The 18,617-nt window shown below is 26.6% G+C and carries 17 protein-coding genes; 4 read left to right on the top strand and 13 right to left on the bottom strand.

Annotation, left to right across the window (positions count from 1 at the left end; all coding sequences use genetic code 11):
• Positions 1-143 precede the first annotated feature (143 nt).
• A complete protein-coding gene (locus tag ACUSRV_RS04085) occupies positions 144-1,706 on the bottom strand; it encodes a HutD family protein (RefSeq protein WP_490140646.1) in 1,563 nt (520 codons plus the stop codon).
• Between the two features lie 740 nt (positions 1,707-2,446).
• Here ACUSRV_RS04085 and ACUSRV_RS04080 point away from each other — a divergent pair.
• Complete coding sequence (locus ACUSRV_RS04080; protein WP_490140645.1) at positions 2,447-4,384, top strand: Cache 3/Cache 2 fusion domain-containing protein; 1,938 nt, start codon at positions 2,447-2,449, stop codon at positions 4,382-4,384.
• A gap of 135 nt (positions 4,385-4,519) precedes the next feature.
• Here the strand turns inward: ACUSRV_RS04080 and ACUSRV_RS04075 are convergent, their stop codons facing one another.
• From ACUSRV_RS04075 to ACUSRV_RS04030, 10 genes are all read right to left on the bottom strand, one after another.
• Positions 4,520-4,810 carry a GNAT family N-acetyltransferase gene (locus ACUSRV_RS04075; protein WP_490140644.1) on the bottom strand — a complete coding sequence of 97 codons (291 nt, stop codon included), beginning with the start codon at positions 4,808-4,810 and terminating at the stop codon, positions 4,520-4,522.
• Positions 4,811-5,054: 244 nt separating this feature from the next.
• A complete protein-coding gene (locus tag ACUSRV_RS04070) occupies positions 5,055-5,732 on the bottom strand; it encodes a DUF4397 domain-containing protein (RefSeq protein ID WP_490140643.1) in 678 nt (225 codons plus the stop codon).
• A gap of 66 nt (positions 5,733-5,798) precedes the next feature.
• Complete coding sequence (hflX, locus tag ACUSRV_RS04065; protein ID WP_490140642.1) at positions 5,799-7,046, bottom strand: GTPase HflX; 1,248 nt, start codon at positions 7,044-7,046, stop codon at positions 5,799-5,801.
• A gap of 175 nt (positions 7,047-7,221) precedes the next feature.
• On the bottom strand, positions 7,222-8,094 hold the full coding sequence (locus ACUSRV_RS04060) for a methyltransferase domain-containing protein (RefSeq protein WP_490140641.1): 873 nt from the start codon (positions 8,092-8,094) through the stop codon (positions 7,222-7,224).
• A gap of 553 nt (positions 8,095-8,647) precedes the next feature.
• Positions 8,648-10,558 (bottom strand): endonuclease MutS2, encoded by a 1,911-nt coding sequence (locus tag ACUSRV_RS04055; protein WP_490140640.1) that lies wholly within the window; start codon positions 10,556-10,558, stop codon positions 8,648-8,650.
• 139 nt (positions 10,559-10,697) lie between these two features.
• Positions 10,698-11,423, bottom strand: coding sequence for an MBL fold metallo-hydrolase (locus tag ACUSRV_RS04050; RefSeq protein WP_490140639.1), 726 nt, complete (start codon positions 11,421-11,423; stop codon positions 10,698-10,700).
• Between the two features lie 146 nt (positions 11,424-11,569).
• Positions 11,570-11,845, bottom strand: coding sequence for a CD3324 family protein (locus ACUSRV_RS04045; protein WP_490140638.1), 276 nt, complete (start codon positions 11,843-11,845; stop codon positions 11,570-11,572).
• A gap of 265 nt (positions 11,846-12,110) precedes the next feature.
• A complete protein-coding gene (locus tag ACUSRV_RS04040) occupies positions 12,111-13,529 on the bottom strand; it encodes a vWA domain-containing protein (protein WP_490140637.1) in 1,419 nt (472 codons plus the stop codon).
• A 3-nt stretch (positions 13,530-13,532) separates the two neighbouring features.
• A complete protein-coding gene (locus tag ACUSRV_RS04035; protein ID WP_490140636.1) occupies positions 13,533-14,624 on the bottom strand; it encodes an ATP-binding protein in 1,092 nt (363 codons plus the stop codon).
• 11 nt (positions 14,625-14,635) lie between these two features.
• Positions 14,636-15,439, bottom strand: coding sequence for a hypothetical protein (locus ACUSRV_RS04030; protein WP_490140635.1), 804 nt, complete (start codon positions 15,437-15,439; stop codon positions 14,636-14,638).
• Positions 15,440-15,664: 225 nt separating this feature from the next.
• On the opposite strand from ACUSRV_RS04030, the gene ACUSRV_RS04025 reads away from it, so the two are divergent.
• Positions 15,665-16,000 (top strand): hypothetical protein, encoded by a 336-nt coding sequence (locus ACUSRV_RS04025; protein ID WP_490140634.1) that lies wholly within the window; start codon positions 15,665-15,667, stop codon positions 15,998-16,000.
• Between the two features lie 38 nt (positions 16,001-16,038).
• Here the strand turns inward: ACUSRV_RS04025 and ACUSRV_RS04020 are convergent, their stop codons facing one another.
• Positions 16,039-17,202 carry a class I SAM-dependent methyltransferase gene (locus ACUSRV_RS04020; RefSeq protein WP_490140633.1) on the bottom strand — a complete coding sequence of 388 codons (1,164 nt, stop codon included), beginning with the start codon at positions 17,200-17,202 and terminating at the stop codon, positions 16,039-16,041.
• Between the two features lie 171 nt (positions 17,203-17,373).
• Between ACUSRV_RS04020 and ACUSRV_RS04015 the strand changes: the two genes are divergently transcribed.
• The gene (locus ACUSRV_RS04015; protein WP_490140632.1) at positions 17,374-17,673 is read left to right on the top strand and encodes a hypothetical protein; all 300 of its coding nucleotides are present in this window, start codon (positions 17,374-17,376) and stop codon (positions 17,671-17,673) included.
• 45 nt (positions 17,674-17,718) lie between these two features.
• On the opposite strand, the gene ACUSRV_RS04010 is transcribed toward ACUSRV_RS04015, so the two are convergent.
• Entirely contained in the window at positions 17,719-18,069 is a 351-nt protein-coding gene (locus tag ACUSRV_RS04010; protein WP_490140631.1) for a DUF134 domain-containing protein, read from the bottom strand.
• Between the two features lie 127 nt (positions 18,070-18,196).
• Between ACUSRV_RS04010 and ACUSRV_RS04005 the strand changes: the two genes are divergently transcribed.
• Positions 18,197-18,562 (top strand): NifB/NifX family molybdenum-iron cluster-binding protein, encoded by a 366-nt coding sequence (locus ACUSRV_RS04005; RefSeq protein WP_490140630.1) that lies wholly within the window; start codon positions 18,197-18,199, stop codon positions 18,560-18,562.
• The last annotated feature ends 55 nt before the right edge of the window (positions 18,563-18,617 follow it).

The raw sequence follows: 18,617 nt of genomic DNA, 5'->3' as shown, positions 1-18,617 counted from the left end.
TTTTATTATATAACTCAAGAAAATAGAATACTAAATATTAATTTTAAATATTGTTGTATTTAAAATTAATATTTAGTATATGGTACAGCTATAAAATACTTATAATAAAAAACAAGAGATATCAATTTGATATCTCTTGTTTTTTAATAATATACATTTGTTTTAATAATTTGAAGTTGCTCATCACTATCATTAAAAATCTCTAAAGAAGTTGATTCGTCATCACAATTTCTATTTACCAATACAAAATCACCTTTTAAAACATTGATTTTCTTATTATTTACTAAAACACGTCCTTCTCCATTTACACAATAAAGTGCATCACTTATATTATCAAATCCTTCTTTGTTATTTTCAAGGATTATATTTGTACATTCTTTTTCATCCAGTAAAATTGATTCTAAACTACCTTCACATTCAGAATTCATCATTAAATTAAAATCGGTTACTTTTCCATAGCTTTTAGTATTCCATTCCCCACTAAAACTGTCTTGTTCAAAAGGATTTAATTCTACTTTGTGGTGTCCTTCGTGTTCTAATTTTAATTTACCATCAACAATCATGATAACTCTTGATATTCCTGGAAGGTTTGTAAACGTAGACTCACCTACATTCACTTTAGCAGAACTTATTCTCCACTTAAAATTACATTCACTATATACCGCATCATCTGGATATATAGCAAGTTGGGTTGTAGTCCCCCCTGACCAGTTACTTGTATTTTGTTCTTCTTTTTTTGTAACCCCAATACTATAAGCCATAACATTATCCCCCATAATTTTTAATTTTTTGTTATTAGATATAAAAACTATACTTGATCCCAAAATAATTAATATTATTCCAGCTATGCTATTAAGAGCTATATTTTCATTAATTAGTAAAAAAGCTAAAATAGGCGCTAAAGCTGGCTTAATAAAAAACACCAATGAAGCTGTAGAAGCTGATGTTTCTTCCATAGCCATAAAATAAAATAAATAGCCAAGACCAGTTACAAATATCCCCATGTAAGCTACAGCAAGTATATTTTCATATGTAATTCCCAATATAATTGGTATATTACTAAGTACACTAAGACCTAATCCTGAAGTCCAATTTGATATGAAATCAATTTTAGTCAAAAGTATAAGTATTAATAATTCAATACTACCCATCAGAAAACTAAAGCTACTTAGTATAACAGCGCCATATCTAGCACTTCTTTTTTTGCCAATTACACTATATAATGCAAATGCCATAGCAGCTATTATTACATATGAAATACCATATATATCACTAGATATTTTTAATGGATTCATTATAAATAAAATTCCTACAATACTTACACACAAAGACATTATAGTTTCTTTTGAAAGCTTTTCTTTCAGTAAAAAATGAGCAAGTGGTATAACGAATATAGGATTACAACTAAACAATATAGCAACAGTTGAAGCTTTTGTATATAAAATAGAAACCTGGAAAAATGTCATACTAATTGCTATTCCAACAAATCCTGTGAGTATAAAAAACTTAAAATCATCTTTATTTAATGATATTTCTCTAATTTTTAAATTCTTTAAAGCAGAAGGTAGAAGTATCAAAGCCCCTATAAGAAACCTTATAAAATTTAGCTGTATAGGATTAATGTCCTTTGCTATACCTTTTGATACTATTTCCATTGTACTAAACAAAAACGCACTTATAATTATATATACATAACCCTTTTTCACTTTAATCCCCCATCCATGCTAGTTAGTTATTATTCATATATTATCTTATATTAATACTATATAATAAACTCGTGTTATATAAAATAAAAAAGTTATTTTATAAAGCTTTCATTAGTGTTAGTGGAGTATCGTTAACAATAGGCATTACAGATTGCTTTACGAATAAGGTAAAGTGCAAAACCAACAACAATACAACAATGTAATTGCACAATCCAAACAAAATCGATGCAATCAGTTTATAAAAATACATCAAACCACAAATAAATACAATAAATACAATAAATACACAATAAAACTTGAAAACTACACAGAAACTAATATATAATAATATTATAAAATGCAAACGTTATCACCATTGCAATTAACATTTTTAAGGGGGGTTTTTATGTTAGATATAATATTATAAGCATAAATATGCTCAGCTATATTATGGACCATAGATTTCTTAAAACTAGAATTAGTAAATAGCTCATTAACTAACCTATCATCTCTATTCTTAGAATTCACAATATCTCTAGTAAAATAATCGTTCTAAAAGTCTTAATAAAATTTTCATAATTAATAGCTCTAGTAATACCTATTACATACTTAAAAGTTTACTTTTTAGCAAAAATTTATTTGTATATTATAATTTAATAGGGGCTTAAAAGAAGGAATTTGAAGAATTTTATTTAATCTTTGACAATAATCATTTTTTTATATCTAATCTTGTAGAATATAAAGGGGGAGTGATTTAAAATATGAGTATCAGATTAAAATTGCTCTGTAGTTATCTAATACTAATAATTTTCTCAACAAGTCTATTGGGCTATTTAGTTGCACGAAAATCCAATGATGCAGTTTTTCAGGAAGTTACAGAAAAAAGCGAACGTATAACAGAATTAATCGTAAGCTCAGTTAGTGTTAGAAACGATTTACTCTCCGAAAAAGTTTTATCTGATTTATATTTTGCAGAGAAACAATTAAATAGTTTTGGAAATTTAAAAATAGATAATGCTCATAAAGTCAAAGTTGAAGGCTTTGATTTACCAACCTTATATGCAGGAAAAAACAAATTAACTTTAGATACTAAACTTGTTGACGAAATAAAAGATTCAACAGGTGCAGTAGCTTCTATATTTGTTTTAAATGACAATAAACTAGTCAGAGTATCTACAAATCTTTTTAAAGATAATCAAAGAACTGTAGGTACATATATAACTAGTAATTCAAATATTTACAAACATATAATCAATAAAAAAGAATATAGTGATAAAGTAGCATTTAATGATGAAATTTATATAGCGAGATATAAACCATTGTTTGATAAAGATGGGAATGTTATAGGAGCTATAGCTTTAGGCTATAAATATCTTAATAACTATCTTGAGAAAACATTAAGTGATATTACGATAGGAAAAACTGGTTATGTATATATTATGGATTCAAAAGGAAATGTGATTTTACATCCTAAAATAAAAGGAAAAAATCTAGCAAAATATGACTTTTCTAAAGAAATAATTTCAAAGAAAAATGGGTTAATTGAATATAAATTTAACGAAGTTAATAAACTAGCTGCTTATAGCTATTATGAACCATGGGATTGGTATATTGTTTCTACAGCTAATTATGATGATTTAAAATCTTCTTCATTATCAATTTTATATACAACATTAATTACAGGATTTGTTACTCTTGTTCTTGGTTTAATTTTAGCTTTTTTTATGTCAAGTATATTTGTTAATCCAATAAATAAATTAAAAAAATGTATGGAGATAGCTGGTAAAGGGGATTTAACGATTCGTTCAGACATAAATACAAATGATGAAATAGGAGTACTATCTAATAGTTTTAATACTATGATATCTGAAAATAGTAGATTAGTTGAAGAAATTGTACAATATGATATATTAAAAACTGAATTTGTTGCTAATATGTCTCATGAATTAAGAACTCCCTTAAATATTATATTTTCTACAGTTCAACTATTCTCCTCATATATTAACAAAAATGATATTATATATGATACTAAAAAACTCGATAGCTACACAAATACTATGAAACAAAATTGTTATAGGTTACTAAGACTTGTAAATAACTTAATGGATATAACAAAAATTGATTCTGGATATAAAAAGCTAAGTTTAAAAAATCATAATATTGTAGAAGTTGTTGAAGATATTACATTATCAACTGCTGAATATGTACAAGGCATGTCAAGAACCATTGTTTTCGATACAGATACAGAAGAAAAAATTATTGCTTTTGATGAAGAATCTATGGAGAGAATAATACTTAATTTAATTTCTAATGCAACTAAGTTTACAAAACCAGGAGACACTATAGAAGTTAATCTATATGATAAAGAAGACCATATTATAATTTCCGTAAAGGATAATGGTATTGGAATTCCAGAAGAAAAGCAAGCTGAGATTTTCGAAAGATTTAAACAAGCAGATTCTTTAATGAGTAGGAGGCATGAGGGCAGCGGTATAGGGCTATGTTTAGTTAAATCTTTAGTTGAGATGCATGATGGAAAAATTAGTGTAAAAAGCAATTGTAACCAAGGGACAGAATTTATAATTAATTTACCTGTTAAAGTTATTTCCGGGGAAAATAACGGCGATTATGATAAAGATTATATTTGTAAAACAAATATCGAAAAAATACAAACTGAGTTTTCAGATATATACACATAGGTTACTACAACAATAAAAGGCATAATCATTTTATTATTGGTTATGTCTTTTATATATTATAGTTTTACTGAATCTTTCAGATGTACATATGAATATTATATTATTTTTCAATGAAATTTAATACTTGTAAAATATCTATCTAAATAAATTCATTATATATTCATCAAATCCAGAATCCTCATTTATTTGTTCCTTAACTATCATAAATCCTTTATTCTTATAAAAGTTAACTGCATTTATGTTGTTCTTATATACAGCCAAACCTAAATTGCTATATTTACATTTTACAAAATCAATTAATTTACTCCCTATACCTTTTCCTTGCATAGTGTTATCTACAAACAAAGCTCCTATTAAATCATTGTTTATAATACGAATAAATCCTACAATTGTATTTTTATCTTCATATATAAATGTTTCTGCCATAGGTAAGTATACATCTCTAACTACGTTGTAATTTTTCTCACAATATTATATTTCTATAAAATTATGAGCTTTAATTGTGCTATCTTTCCATATTTCCATAATACAGTATATATCATTATTGTTAGATTTTCTAACCATAAAATCATCTCCCCTCTTTAATACTATATACTAAAATTTGATTACATAAAATAAAATGAGCGTGTTTTTTTATTGAAAAACATGCTCATTTATTTAAAGAAAAAATCTATTCGCATTTATCTAATATAGTATTGCCATCAACGGCTAATATAATTTGAGGAATATTGCCTGTGGAATAACCTGGAGATTTTATACTCATACTTCCAACAATATATATTGTGTATATTCTACCTGGTTTAAGATCTATGTTTATAGATTTTTGGGTAGTTGTGCTAACTTCTAATTTATATCTACCTGGATTTATATCAACATATTCCGTTCCAGTTCCAGGAGGTAGCGTACTCGATAGTTCTCCTAAGGTGAATAGTAAATTTGAAGCATCTAAATTATAAATTCTAACTTTTGTTTCATCTGGTGCAACTTTTTCATTAATATCATCAATTATTGGCAAAATTCTAAAACCACTTGGAAAATCAACAAATGCAAAAGTCATTAATTGACCTCCTATTAGAGGAAAATCTTTAATTTCTAGTATGATGTCAACTCTATTACCAGTATAATAATACTTTACATCCCCTATAACTATCAACGCAGGACGATAAGTAGTAAGTTCTTTATATTCTATATCTAATATAAAAGGAATATCATTTACATATATATCTATTGGACCCGATTCAGGTATGGCATTAAGTGTTCTACCCATAGAAACTCTATTATCTAGACAAGTCTCTGGGAGGTCATATATTAATTGACGTTTATAAATAAAATCACCACCTTTAAACATCTTCTTGATATTAAGATATTCTATAGTAGTAATTTTGCCACTCTAATGGCATATCCTAAAAATTTATTATGATATTACATAATTTTTATATTGGTTGTAATCCGTTTTGCTACATTCAATATTGAAGATAGTACCTTCATTTACATATTCACTATCTATTATATTTGCACTTTGACTTATATAAGAAACTAATTTGCCTTCTGTATAAGGAATTAGTATCTTGCAATTAATATAATCATTAAATACTTTTGAACATATTCTATCTATTAATTCATCTATTCCTATTTTTTTCTTAGCTGATATATATACCCCTTTATCATTAGGTAAATATGAATTCACTAAATCAATTTTGTTATAAGCATAAATAACAGGTATATTGTCTGCTCCTATTTGTTTTAGAGTTTCGTTAGTTACATCAATATGATTTTCAAAATGTGGATTTGAAACATCCACTACATGAATTAATAAGTCTGCTTCACATACTTCTTCTAATGTAGAGCGAAATGCTTTGACTAAATTATGTGGTAAATTACTTACAAATCCAACTGTATCTGAAAGTAAGATAGATTTGTTATTGGGCAACTTTATATTTCTAACAGAAGTCTCTAATGTTGCAAATAGCATATCTTTTTCAAAAACCTTTTTATCTTCACTATGTTTAAATCTATCTACCATCTCATTCATAATTGATGATTTACCTGCATTTGTATATCCTACTAATGCTATGTTTGGAATGTTTGATTTCTTTCTCTTATTCCTTTGAGTATATCTTTGTTGTTTTAGTAATTCCAATTCTTTATTTAAAGCTGTTATTTTATCTTCTATTTTTCTACGGTCAAGCTCTAACTTTTTCTCTCCAGACCCTCTATTCTTAGTTCCAAATCCACCACTTTGACGACCAAGGTTTTCATTTGAACCTATTAATCTAGGTAATTCGTATTGAAGTCTAGCTACCTCAACCTGTAATTTAGCTTCTCTAGTTTTTACTCTTTGGGCAAAGATATCTAATATTAAAGCCGTTCTATCTATAACAGTACAATTTGTTTTTTCTTCAATATTTTTTAACTGTGATCCAGATAATTCATTATTGAAAACTAATATATCTGCATTTTGTTCAGATACCAAATTTATTAATTCTTCTATTTTTCCACTTCCGATATAATGTCTTGAATTAACTTCTTTAGCATTTTGCACTATTACCCCTACAGATGTAATTTCACAAGCCGAGCATAAGTTTTCTAGTTCAACCATGGATTCTTCAAAACCACTTTTATTGTTTATATTAATGCCTACTAAAATTCCTCTTTTTTTCATGTTCATAATCTCCTTTAATTTACTATTTAAAATTTAAATAGCACGGGATTATGACTATTTTTTATTGATTAAATACTTAAGACAGCCACAATCCGTGTGCTATTCTCTGATTCTAATGTAATAAACTGGTCCTCTCATATTCACAGCAAACACCTCCAATTTTTATTTATAGTATCTATTTTTTACATCTACCTACTAAAATTCTTAAATCTATAGTTATATTAGATATATCATGTTTTATTAATTGTTCTATTTGTTCTTCACTTAAACTTGATGTCAATGGAGTCATTTTTATTAAATCTTTTAAATTAGCCTTATCAATACTCCATTTATAGCTAACTTTTCTTTGAGATACTATCTCTAAGTGTTCTTTGAAAACATCAATAACATTTTGATTAGAGTAATTATTGTTTTTTATTTCGTCTTTTATTGCACATCTTATTTCTTTTAGATATTCTGATTCTGGAATAACTTTAATTACTACACCATCTTTATTTAAAACTCTGTTAAACTCCTTGTAATTTGCTGGAGATAGTATATTTAATATTACATCAAACTTTTCATCTTTAAATGGCAAGTTTGATAAATCTGAAATACACCAAATTATATCATTTCCTTCTCTTGTTGCAATGTTTATCCCTTCTTTTGATATATCTATTCCAACAAACTCACAGTTGTCTTTAAGATTTTTATTCTTGAATATTTGATTTAAATAGTAACCTTCTCCACAACCAGCATCTAATATATAATTTTTGCTTTTGTTTATTGTATATTCGTTAGTCACATATCCTATTTCTCTAGTCAGTGTATCATAAAGATTTAAGTTATATATTTTGTTTCTAGATTCAAATAAGCCTTTATCATAAATTTTGTTATTACTGTTGTTTAGTAAATTTATATAGCCCTTTTTTGAAATATCAAAACAGTGATTATTATTACATACTAAACTATTTTTATCATTTGTTTTCATATCACCTTTGCAAATAGGACATTTAAATACTTCTATATTTTTATCTAATAATAATTTTGCTTTTTCTATTTTTTTCATATCATAATCACCTTTCACTATTTAAGTTCAAATAGCACGGGATTATGACTATATCTTATTTAGGACAGCCACAATCCGTGCGCTATCCTCTTAATCTAATGAAATAAACAGGACCTCTATTCATTTGCTTTACCTCCATATTAATATTCATGTTAGTATATTATCCTTCTATTTTACTTACATGAGAATTACACTTACATACAATGCTGACATTATTGAAAATAATATAAATCCATTAGTTGGAACCATTCAAGATACTGACAATGCTATACCTAATCTTAGTAATGCAAAGGAAATAATGTTTATGTAGCCAATTATTTTAGAATATAAAAAAACCTTGAAACATAGGTATGCTCCAAGGTTAAATATACTTTAGTACAGAATCTAACAATAAAACTATTTATATTATTAAATAGTCTTATGTTTATATTTTGGAGCGCTACATATTTTATGTTTTATAAATACAGATAATAACTTTTTCATAAAATACCACTCCTTTTCCATTAATTATGTGTTTATGTTAACTTATTTATTAATTATTGTCAACACCTTATTAATTTTGATTTTTGTTTTGTTTTATTTCCTTTTGGATTTTTTTCAAAGCTTTTTTAGATCCTCTTTCAATATCTCTTTCTAACTTTCTTTCTTTATAACTTGTGAATAAACTATTTAGATCATAATCTTTAGGATATAATTCTATAGCTTTAATGCTAAGTTCTATTCTTTTTACATTAACCTCTATGAATTCATCGTTGTATAAAACTTCTACATTGTTGAATTTATCAATAGGTTTATATATTATTCCAAAGTCATCCTTATCTAGTAATTTTACTTTGTCTCCAACTTCATATAATGGTATTTCCTTTAATACTTCTTCTACTACTTCCTTTGAAGATGAAATTTTACTTCTTTTTACTAAGTCTAAGTTGTAGTTTTTATCGTTTATATAATCACTAGCTCTTTTTAATACTTTATCTCTTATTCCCATTTTCTTTGATATAAAAAGTGCATTACTATCTTCTGATTTTCCTATAGTTAGTTTATATAACGGCTCTAGGGTATCTTTGTCAAATATCATTCCTGCATTTTCAAACTCAGGGTGAAGATTTGCAAACTTCTTTATTTCACCATAGTGAGTAGATGCTATAGTTATACATCCCGTTTGATAAAATTCTTCAAGTATAGCTATTGCGAGTCCAGCTCCCTCATTAGGTTCTGTTCCGCTTCCTATTTCATCAAGCAATACTAATGTAGAATTATTTGATGTATTCATAATGTCAGCAATGTTTTTTATATGTGAAGAAAATGTACTAAGGGCATTTTCTATGCTTTGATTGTCTCCAACGTCTACAAATATATTTTCAAAAATGCTTATTTCAGTACCTTCACTTGCACATATATCAAATCCACATTGAACCATTAATGTTAAAAGACCAACTGTTTTTATTGAAACAGTTTTTCCTCCTGCGTTAGGACCTGTTATTATTAAGCTTCTATAGTCTTTTCCTATTTCAATATTAAGGGGTACTACATTATCTTTTAATAGTGGGTGTTTTCCATTAACTATTTTTACATAACCTCTATCGTTTATTTTAGGAGTAATTCCTCTATTATTTTGACTATATTTAGCCTTTGCAAATACCATATCGTATTCTGAAATCACTTCTGTATTTAGCTTTATTTCATTTATTTTTTCAAATATAAGATCTGTTAGATATGATAATATTTTATACTCTTCTATTGATTCATCAGATTTTAAACTTATAAGTTCTAAACTAAACTTTGATACATTGCTTGGCTCTACAAAAACTGTATTTCCCTTTGCCGATGTATCGAGAACTATTCCATCAACTTCATTTTTGTAAGATGACTTTATAGGGATTACATATCTATCATCTCTTTTACTTACTATGAATTCCTGGATGTATTTCTTGTTTGAACTTGATGTTAGGAATTTGTTTAGTCTTTCTTTTATTTTACCTTCTGTTATTTCAATATTTCTTCTTATTTTCTTAAGTTCCTTACTTGCTTGTGAATCTACTTTATTGTTTTTTATAGAGTATTTTATTTCACTTTCTATATTTTCACATTCAGTTATATTTAGTGCATACGAACTTAAGTTAGGTGAATAAAATTCTTTATCTTCCATAAAGGACTTTATTTTTCTACATCCTCTTAAAAAATCTTCCATTTTTACAAGTTCATTAGGATCTAATATAATTCCCTTTTCAACTTTATCTATAATTGGGCTTATATTAAACAGACCTTCTAGTGGTATGTGATTGCTATTTTCTATTATTTTTCTAGCTTCTTCATTTTCTTTTAATCTTCTTTTTACTATATTTATATTGCCACTAGGTATTAACTTATCTATAAGGTCTTTGCCAAGTGAACTAACACAGTGAATTTTTACTAGCTCTTTTAGTTCGTTTAATTGTAGTTTTTCAAATGTATTGTTTTTCAATTTTACCTCTCCTTTATTTATAAGTCTCTTACTTATGACTTAATAAATAAGGATGCTCTTTTTTTAGTTAGACTCCTTATTTATTAAGTCTAACTACAACCTCTAAATAATAATATTTTTTCATACAAATATCTCCTTTTTAGTTATTTATATTTTTAAGAGATTTTTTAATATCTCCATTATATATACCACCATGATAACATATTATTCTGTCTATATCGTAGTTTAATAGCTTATTTATAGATTCTTTTGCCTTATCCATATCCAAGGTGTACTGAGGATTTGCAATTTCTAAATTCCCATTTTCTATTACTAATGCATCTCCTGATATTAGAGTTTTACTTTCTTTTATATAAATAGATATGTGTCCTGGCATATGACCTGGAGTTGAGATTATTTCTATTCCTCCACACAAATTTAAATAATCCTTATCTTTTAAACATATATCTACATTTACATGTTCTATTGATTCTAAAAGTTTATGAAATTCCATTGCATATGGCTTTTGTTCATCTGGTATTTTATCATATATAGATTCTGCTTGTTGTAGTCTTAGTGATTTCTCATTTCCACTAATATATTTCTTATCTTCTATTGATGACAATACTTTTATATTTGGATATTCTCTTTTAAACGCTCCTAAAGACCCCATATGGTCAAAATCATGATGCGTTATTATTATTTTTGTTAATTTACTTATATCAATACCTTGTTTTTTTGCAGTTTCTTTTATTAATGATAAAAAATTAGGATATCCACAATCAACTAAAATCATTTCCTCATTATCACTTAATATAACCGGATATATAGTATTAATTTCACCATTGAAATCAAATTTAATTTCTAAAACATTTACTTTATTCATATTACAACTCCTTATTAAAATCAAAAGATTTTCTATTTAAATAATATCATTTAATTTGAATATATCTCAAGTTTATAAATAATTCTGTAATAAAGTTAACCTAAAAAAGTCGATACTTGATTCTATCAAGTATCGACTTTTTATATTTATATTATTTCTCTTTCACTTCTAATTATTCTTCTAATACTATTCTCGGTAAGATAGTAGTATTTAGCAAGTTCTTTAACAGATAGCCCTTGCCTATATTTATTAAAGATTTCTATATTTCTTTTCTTTAACTCAACTTTCGTGCCACTACTTTCTCCCCAACTTTTTTTGTTGTCTGATTTTCTAGGTATATATAAATATCCACCATCTATATATTCTTGAATTAATTCAATAATATCTTCTGGCAATATATTTTGTGCTTTTTCGTATTTCATAACCCTTGCTCCTATCTACTATTTTAAATTATTAGATAATGAAGCAAAGACTGCACAAAACACTTAACCGAATTTAATTTTATAAAATCCGGCTCTGAACAAAAATTTATTCTGTATGTTTATTACAGTCTTTGCGCAGAGCCTTCCACACTGATTAATTTTGTTTTATTTTTCATAAATAATTCTCCTCCCTATATTTAGTTATATACTTATGTATTCATTTTATCACATTTATGTGATAAGACATCACTTAATTTGAGACAATTTAAGATAATACTTTTAAAATTGCTTCTTGGTTATTCATTGAATATCCATCGTAGCTAACATTACTCATATCCAATGGATCATCTTTTGCTTCAACTTTACTAAGTTTTTTAACTGCTCCATAAGGCACTTTCAATGAAAGGTTATCTCCTCTTCCAGAAATAACCCACAAAACTTTATACCCTCTAGGTATTACTTCTAGCTTATCCTCACCTTTGCCATCAGTAAAATACACCAATAAATTAATCTTTTTATTATTGGCATAGTCAAAAACTGGAGTAAATTTAGTGCCACCTCTTGTATTAATTCTCTCTTTTATATCCTTTATGGATTTAACTTTATATACACGTCTAATTTCGTTATCACATTCTATAATGGTAATTTCATGATTATAATTTTTTACTATACTAAGTACTTCTTTAATTGCTTGCTTAAATTCTTCATCACTAATACTTCCACTTATGTCAAGTGCAACAGCTATTTCTGCTTTATGACTTCTAAGTTGACCCCTTATATCTAATCTATTAGGTTGCCTTCTATTTCTTCTTGTTATAGTCTTCTTTTTATTACTTTCAACAGTTCCCATTAACCTATTAAGATATAAATTCCAAGGCAACTCCCCTTTGCTATTTTTAAGTGATGATATCATACTTTCCAAATAAGCTGGAATACTACCTTTTTGGGCATTATCTATAAATTTTTCAGTAAATTCTCTAAGCGTTTTTTCATCTATCTCACTGGAATCTTCCCAAATGTCATGGGTTTTTTCAGGGTCATAATCAGTTTCTATATTTTCACCTTTGGTATCATCTTCTTCTCCATCTTCATTTTCTTCTTGAAGGTCTAGCTCATTTTGGATTTTTTCTACATAGTATTCAAAAGCCTCGTATGGTTTAAGTTCTAGAGAATAATTTAAATTTACCCACTCCAAAGTCATAGAATATGGGGGTAGATAATTTAAATATTTATTTACTACTATATCCATTGCCATGTTAATTGCCAGCGTACTATATCTTCCTTTTAATTTTTTTGCCCTTACTAAATGCATAGACACTATGTGTAAAACTTCGTGCTTAATTGTGCTTTCCATTTGTTTTATATCAAGGTTTAAAAAAATTATTGGATTAAAATATATAACATATTTAGCCCCTTTAAAATTAACAGCAGTAGGACTACTTATATCAAATCTTATTTCCCTTGCCATTTGAAACAAAAAATATCCATAGAAATTATCTTTTTCTTCCATAAGACTTAAATTAACTTTGTCTACAAGGCTAAAAAACTCATTTTTAAAATCTTGTGGTATATTTACCTCAAGTTTTTCACCTTTGTGCTTTGATTTTAACAAAGTCAAGGTATCTATAACTCTATTTGCTTTTTCATAAAGTTCTCTTGCTTGTTTATCAAAATAAGTTTCCATATACTACCCTCTTATTAAGCTATAAGATTCAAAATAAGACTCTACAAAATCTTCATTTTCTATGGCTCTTTTGTATACTTTGGCATAACTATTTTTAATATCCTTCATAATTCCTACCATTAGATCTATTGGATATATTTTCAAAAATTCAACAAATCTACATATATAATAACTCGAGTCAAAATCATCATTTTTCATATTTGATTCTAAGGTTTTTAAAATATTCATTGCTGATAAATAAAGTCTTGTATGACTTTCATTTTTTATTCTTTCTATAACAGATTCAGAAAGTTTATCTCCTAAAAAAACGTCTTCATAGGATATTAATAGACTATAGTTTGATTCAACAAAGCTTATAAATTCTTGTGCAATAACATTTCCTACATTTCCTTTTATAACATTTAAAAGTACTGATTTAGGTATTGAATCTTTTTTCTTTTTATAATTTTTATAAATCTTAGAAACTCTTTCATAACTTCTTGGAGTTGCTCTTATATCGTCTTCGTTTATTTTATGTAAATATTCTGGGAAGACCGAGATAAAATCTATAACCTTTTGTTCAATTCCTTCATCTATTGCCCAGTTTAACCACTGTATATAATCAGGTTCCATATTTAACCACACAAATCTATTTTCTTGAGCTGCATCCATATCTACAACCTGATAATCAAAATCTGAACCGTATTTACTTGAAGGATTCATCGCTGCTAGGATTTTTACATCATCATGTAGCTTATATCCATTAATTTCTCTATTTAGTATTAAATTCATAAGTTCCTGTTGTACTGTATGCTCACAACGATTCATCTCGTCTATAAATAAAAGAACTGTTTTTCCTTTAGATATTTCTTCATCAATTTCCCTTAACTTGTTATGAACTGCATATATTGTAGTTCTATTTTCTATTGTTGGAAGACCACCTATCTCACCTTCTTTTAGGAGATTTCCATCTATAACAATTAAACTCCAATTATTTTCTTTAGAAAGTTTTTTTGCTAAAGCTGTTTTTCCTATTCCACTTTCACCAACTACTAAAGGTACTTCTCCAGTAGACAACACTAAGTCAACACTTCTTAATGTATCTATAAAATTCATTTTGTCATCTCCTATATCATCTTTAACTTTTCATCTACAGCTATTTTCTTTGCCTTTTTACTTCCATATTTATAAATAAACATTACTTTGTCAATTGACATAATATAATTATTTCTATCTATAGTGCTACAATTTAAAAAATCCCTGACATATTTTTCTTCAACATCTTCCTTTGATAATACTTGTTTTAATACTTCTTCTAATTCATTTTTAGATATTTCTTTCATAATATATTTAATCACTAAAATATTTACCTTCAAAAATTCTAACATTTTATTCTTGTCTAAATCATTTATAAAATTAATAGCTGATTCATTGTTTTTTATAGCTATAAGTTCTGTATTGTATGTAGGTGAATTTATATATCTTAATGCACCATAACTTATTTTTACAGCTTCTTCTTGCACACTTTCATAAGGCTCTTTTATATACTTTATCGAATCATAATTTTTTCTTACTGCTAATAGCTGTAATTCTTCACTTGGATCTTTGATATATTTAATAGCCCATCCAGATTGATTTATGGCTAATTTAATGACCTTATTAGTTGGACTTTTGATATACTCTAAGTTAATCCATCCATTGTTTGCAGCTTTTATCATCATATCTTCTGTAGGATTATTTATAAACTTAATTGCTCTAACATTATTGTCTATTGCTAGTTCTTGCATTTCTATAGTTGGATTATCCATGTATTCTAATAAAAGTCCATTTTTTTTAATAGCCAATAACTTCATCTCATCTGTAGGATTGTCTATAGTTGATATACTATATGGATTATTTTTTATCATTTCAATAAGTTTTGATTCTTTCATAACATTCCTTTCTTTCTTTTATTTTTATTAACTTTTTATGATTATTTTATCACTTTCAAAGATAATTTGAAATTCTTTGTTATAGTTAAATATGTATTGATAGGTTGATTCAACAGATAAAATGTATCTATAATGCTTATTAATTTGAAACAATTCCATATATACTTGCATAATATATACAAATAACTATGTCATAAAAATTTATAATCATCATGGAGGGTTATTATGGAAAGTGCTATTTCGGATAGTTTTATTACTTTAGATTATCTTTCAACATTTGGAGGTATGGTTACTATAATAGTACTCATTACCCAATTTACGAAGGAGTTAGTTGACAAATTCACTAAAGGATTGCCTACAAAGTATGTAGTTTTTATATATTCTCTAATAACTATTGTAGGTTATGAAATTACTGCTGGTATATTTGATATATCTAAAATATTCGTAACTCTTATCAATGCAATGATGTTGACAATGACTGCAATGGGTGGATATGAATGTGCATTTAGGCCTGTAGAGAAAAAGATTCAGAACCAAAACCAAACTAAGAAAAGAGAATAAATAAACGCTGTACTTAAGTAGTACAGCGTTTATTTATTCTATATTAAATTATCTTCTTTTAATAAATTATATAATGTTGGGTTAAAATTAAATTGATCCATTAAGCCTTTAACTTCTTCCAAAGATTTTTCTCTTTTATCATTAGATATATTTGATTTTGAAGCTCTAATTAATATATTTTTAGGAGAATGTGCTATGTCTATAAATTCTAAAAGTTGAGTTTTATATCCTACACATTCTAATAAATTAGCTCTAACACTATCTGTCATGAGAGCTGCAACTCTTTCTTGTATTATTCCATATTTTGTTAATATAGATAGAGATTCTGCTTTCATTTGATGGTTAAATTCATGTTGGCAACAAGGAACAGAGAAAATCATTTTGCTATTCCACTTTATTGCATTATATAAAGCATAATCAGTAGCTGTATCACATGCATGTAATGTAATTACCATATCAACTTTGTTGTTGTATTTAAATCCATTTATATCTCCAAGTTCAAAATGTAAATTTTCGTAATTATATCTTTTAGCTATATCATTACACTTTTTAATAACATCTTCCTTAAGATCTAATCCTATCATTTTAACGTTTATCTTTTTAATTTCTACAAAATAATAATATAATACAAATGTTAAATAAGATTTCCCACATCCAAAATCTAATATTGTAAGCTCTTCAAAGTTATTTTTCTTAATTTCATCGTCGATAATTTCTATAAACCTATTTATTTGCTTATATTTATCGTATTTCGAATTGACTACTTTACCTTCTTTTGTAAAAACACCTAAATCTATTAAAGGTTCAATTATCATACCCTCTTTAAGAATATAATTTTTTTCTTTATTGTGGCTTTTATTTACCTGTATACTGTTGTCACTTCTTTTCTTACCTAAAAAAACCTTACCTTTTTTAGATACTTTCAAATCAAATGTAGTTGCATTTGACCACGCAGAAAGTTGCTTATAGCTAGATGTTACATATTCTAAGATTTTTTCTCCTAAACTATCTACATCAATATTTTCATGAAATACCTGCTTATCAGTAAATTTTTCTATTTGATAATATTCTTTTTTGTTTTTTTCTTTTAATACAAATGTTATCTTATTATATTCAACGTCTTTATTCATTTTGTTGCTAACAACTACTTTTACAATATCTTCTTGTACTATGTCATCAATTGCTTTCTTTAAATCTTCCATTTAAAACACCCTTATCTTTCTTTTAATTTTCCATACAACAATATTATTATATATATTAAATTAATTCAAACTCTTTTTTATATAAAATATATTAATGTTAAACAAACACAATATGGTAATAGGTATTAAAAAAAATTAATATAATTTAATAAAATTAATAAGGAGGCAATTATGGATAATTTTATAACTTTAGACTATCTTTCAACATTTGTTGGTATGGTAACTGTAGTATTACTTTTTACTGAGTTTACAAAGGAGTTAATTGACAAATTTGCTAAGGGATTACCTACAAAGTATATAGTGTTTTTATATTCTCTACTAACTATTATAGGTTATCAAGTTATGTCAAATACATTTGATGCATCTAAATTACTTCTAACTATTATCAATGCTATGATTCTAACTATGACAGCACAAGGTGGTTATGAATGGACTTTTAAACCTATAGAAAAAAAGAAAAATAATAAGTAATTTTAAAAAAGCGATTGGATTTTCAATCGCTTAAAATATATTTATTTAAATATCATAACATTTTTTCTTATTACATTTTTTACAGCTAGGTGATTCAGATTCATTACATAATTTAAAATCTCCGCCTTCAATTTTTAACAGATCTCCATTTACTAAAGATTTTGCTATCTTTAATCTAGCCTCATTATATATTCTTTGAATTGTTGTACGTGCCACATTCATTTGCTGTGCACACTCCTCTTGTGTCATCCCTTCTAAATCCATAAGTCTAATAGCCTCATATTCATCAACTGTCATTATAACAGTTTCGTTTTCTATGTTAAGTTTATTTACTGGACCAAATAAGCTACTTTTAGGTAGACAACATACTTTTCTACATTTTCTTGGCCTTGGCATATTTTATTCTCCTTTATTAAATGTTATTGACATATGTTCTTTATAAGTTTATTATAATAGATATAGGGCATATGTCAATAACTTATACTTATATGCTACTTTAATTTATATTACTGGAGGTTTTATTATGAAAATTGCATTACCATCACGTAATAATAATATTGATGATCACTTTGGACACTGCGAATATTTTACAGTTCTTACAGTTGATACTAATACTAAAGAAATAATTTCTTCTGATATAGTTCCATCACCAGTAGGTTGTGGATGCAAATCAAATATTGCAACAACTCTTTCTGAAATAGGTGTTAAAGTTATGCTTGCAGGTAATATGGGAGATGGAGCTGTAAGAGTGCTAAAGAATGCAGGCATAGAAGTACTACGTGGTTGTTCAGGAGATATAAATTCGGTAGCTACTAAATGGCTTGAGGGTAATCTTGTTGATTCTGGTGATGCTTGCCATTCACATGGACATGAATGTCACAGCAAGTAAGCTTTTATATTAGTATTTATTTTACATAAGTATAAGGCTGCACTTAATTTTAAGT

The organism is Sporacetigenium sp. TC11 (assembly GCF_058146105.1).
The sequence above is the reverse complement of the archived record's forward strand: the minus strand, read 5'-3'. Positions and strand labels throughout refer to the sequence as shown.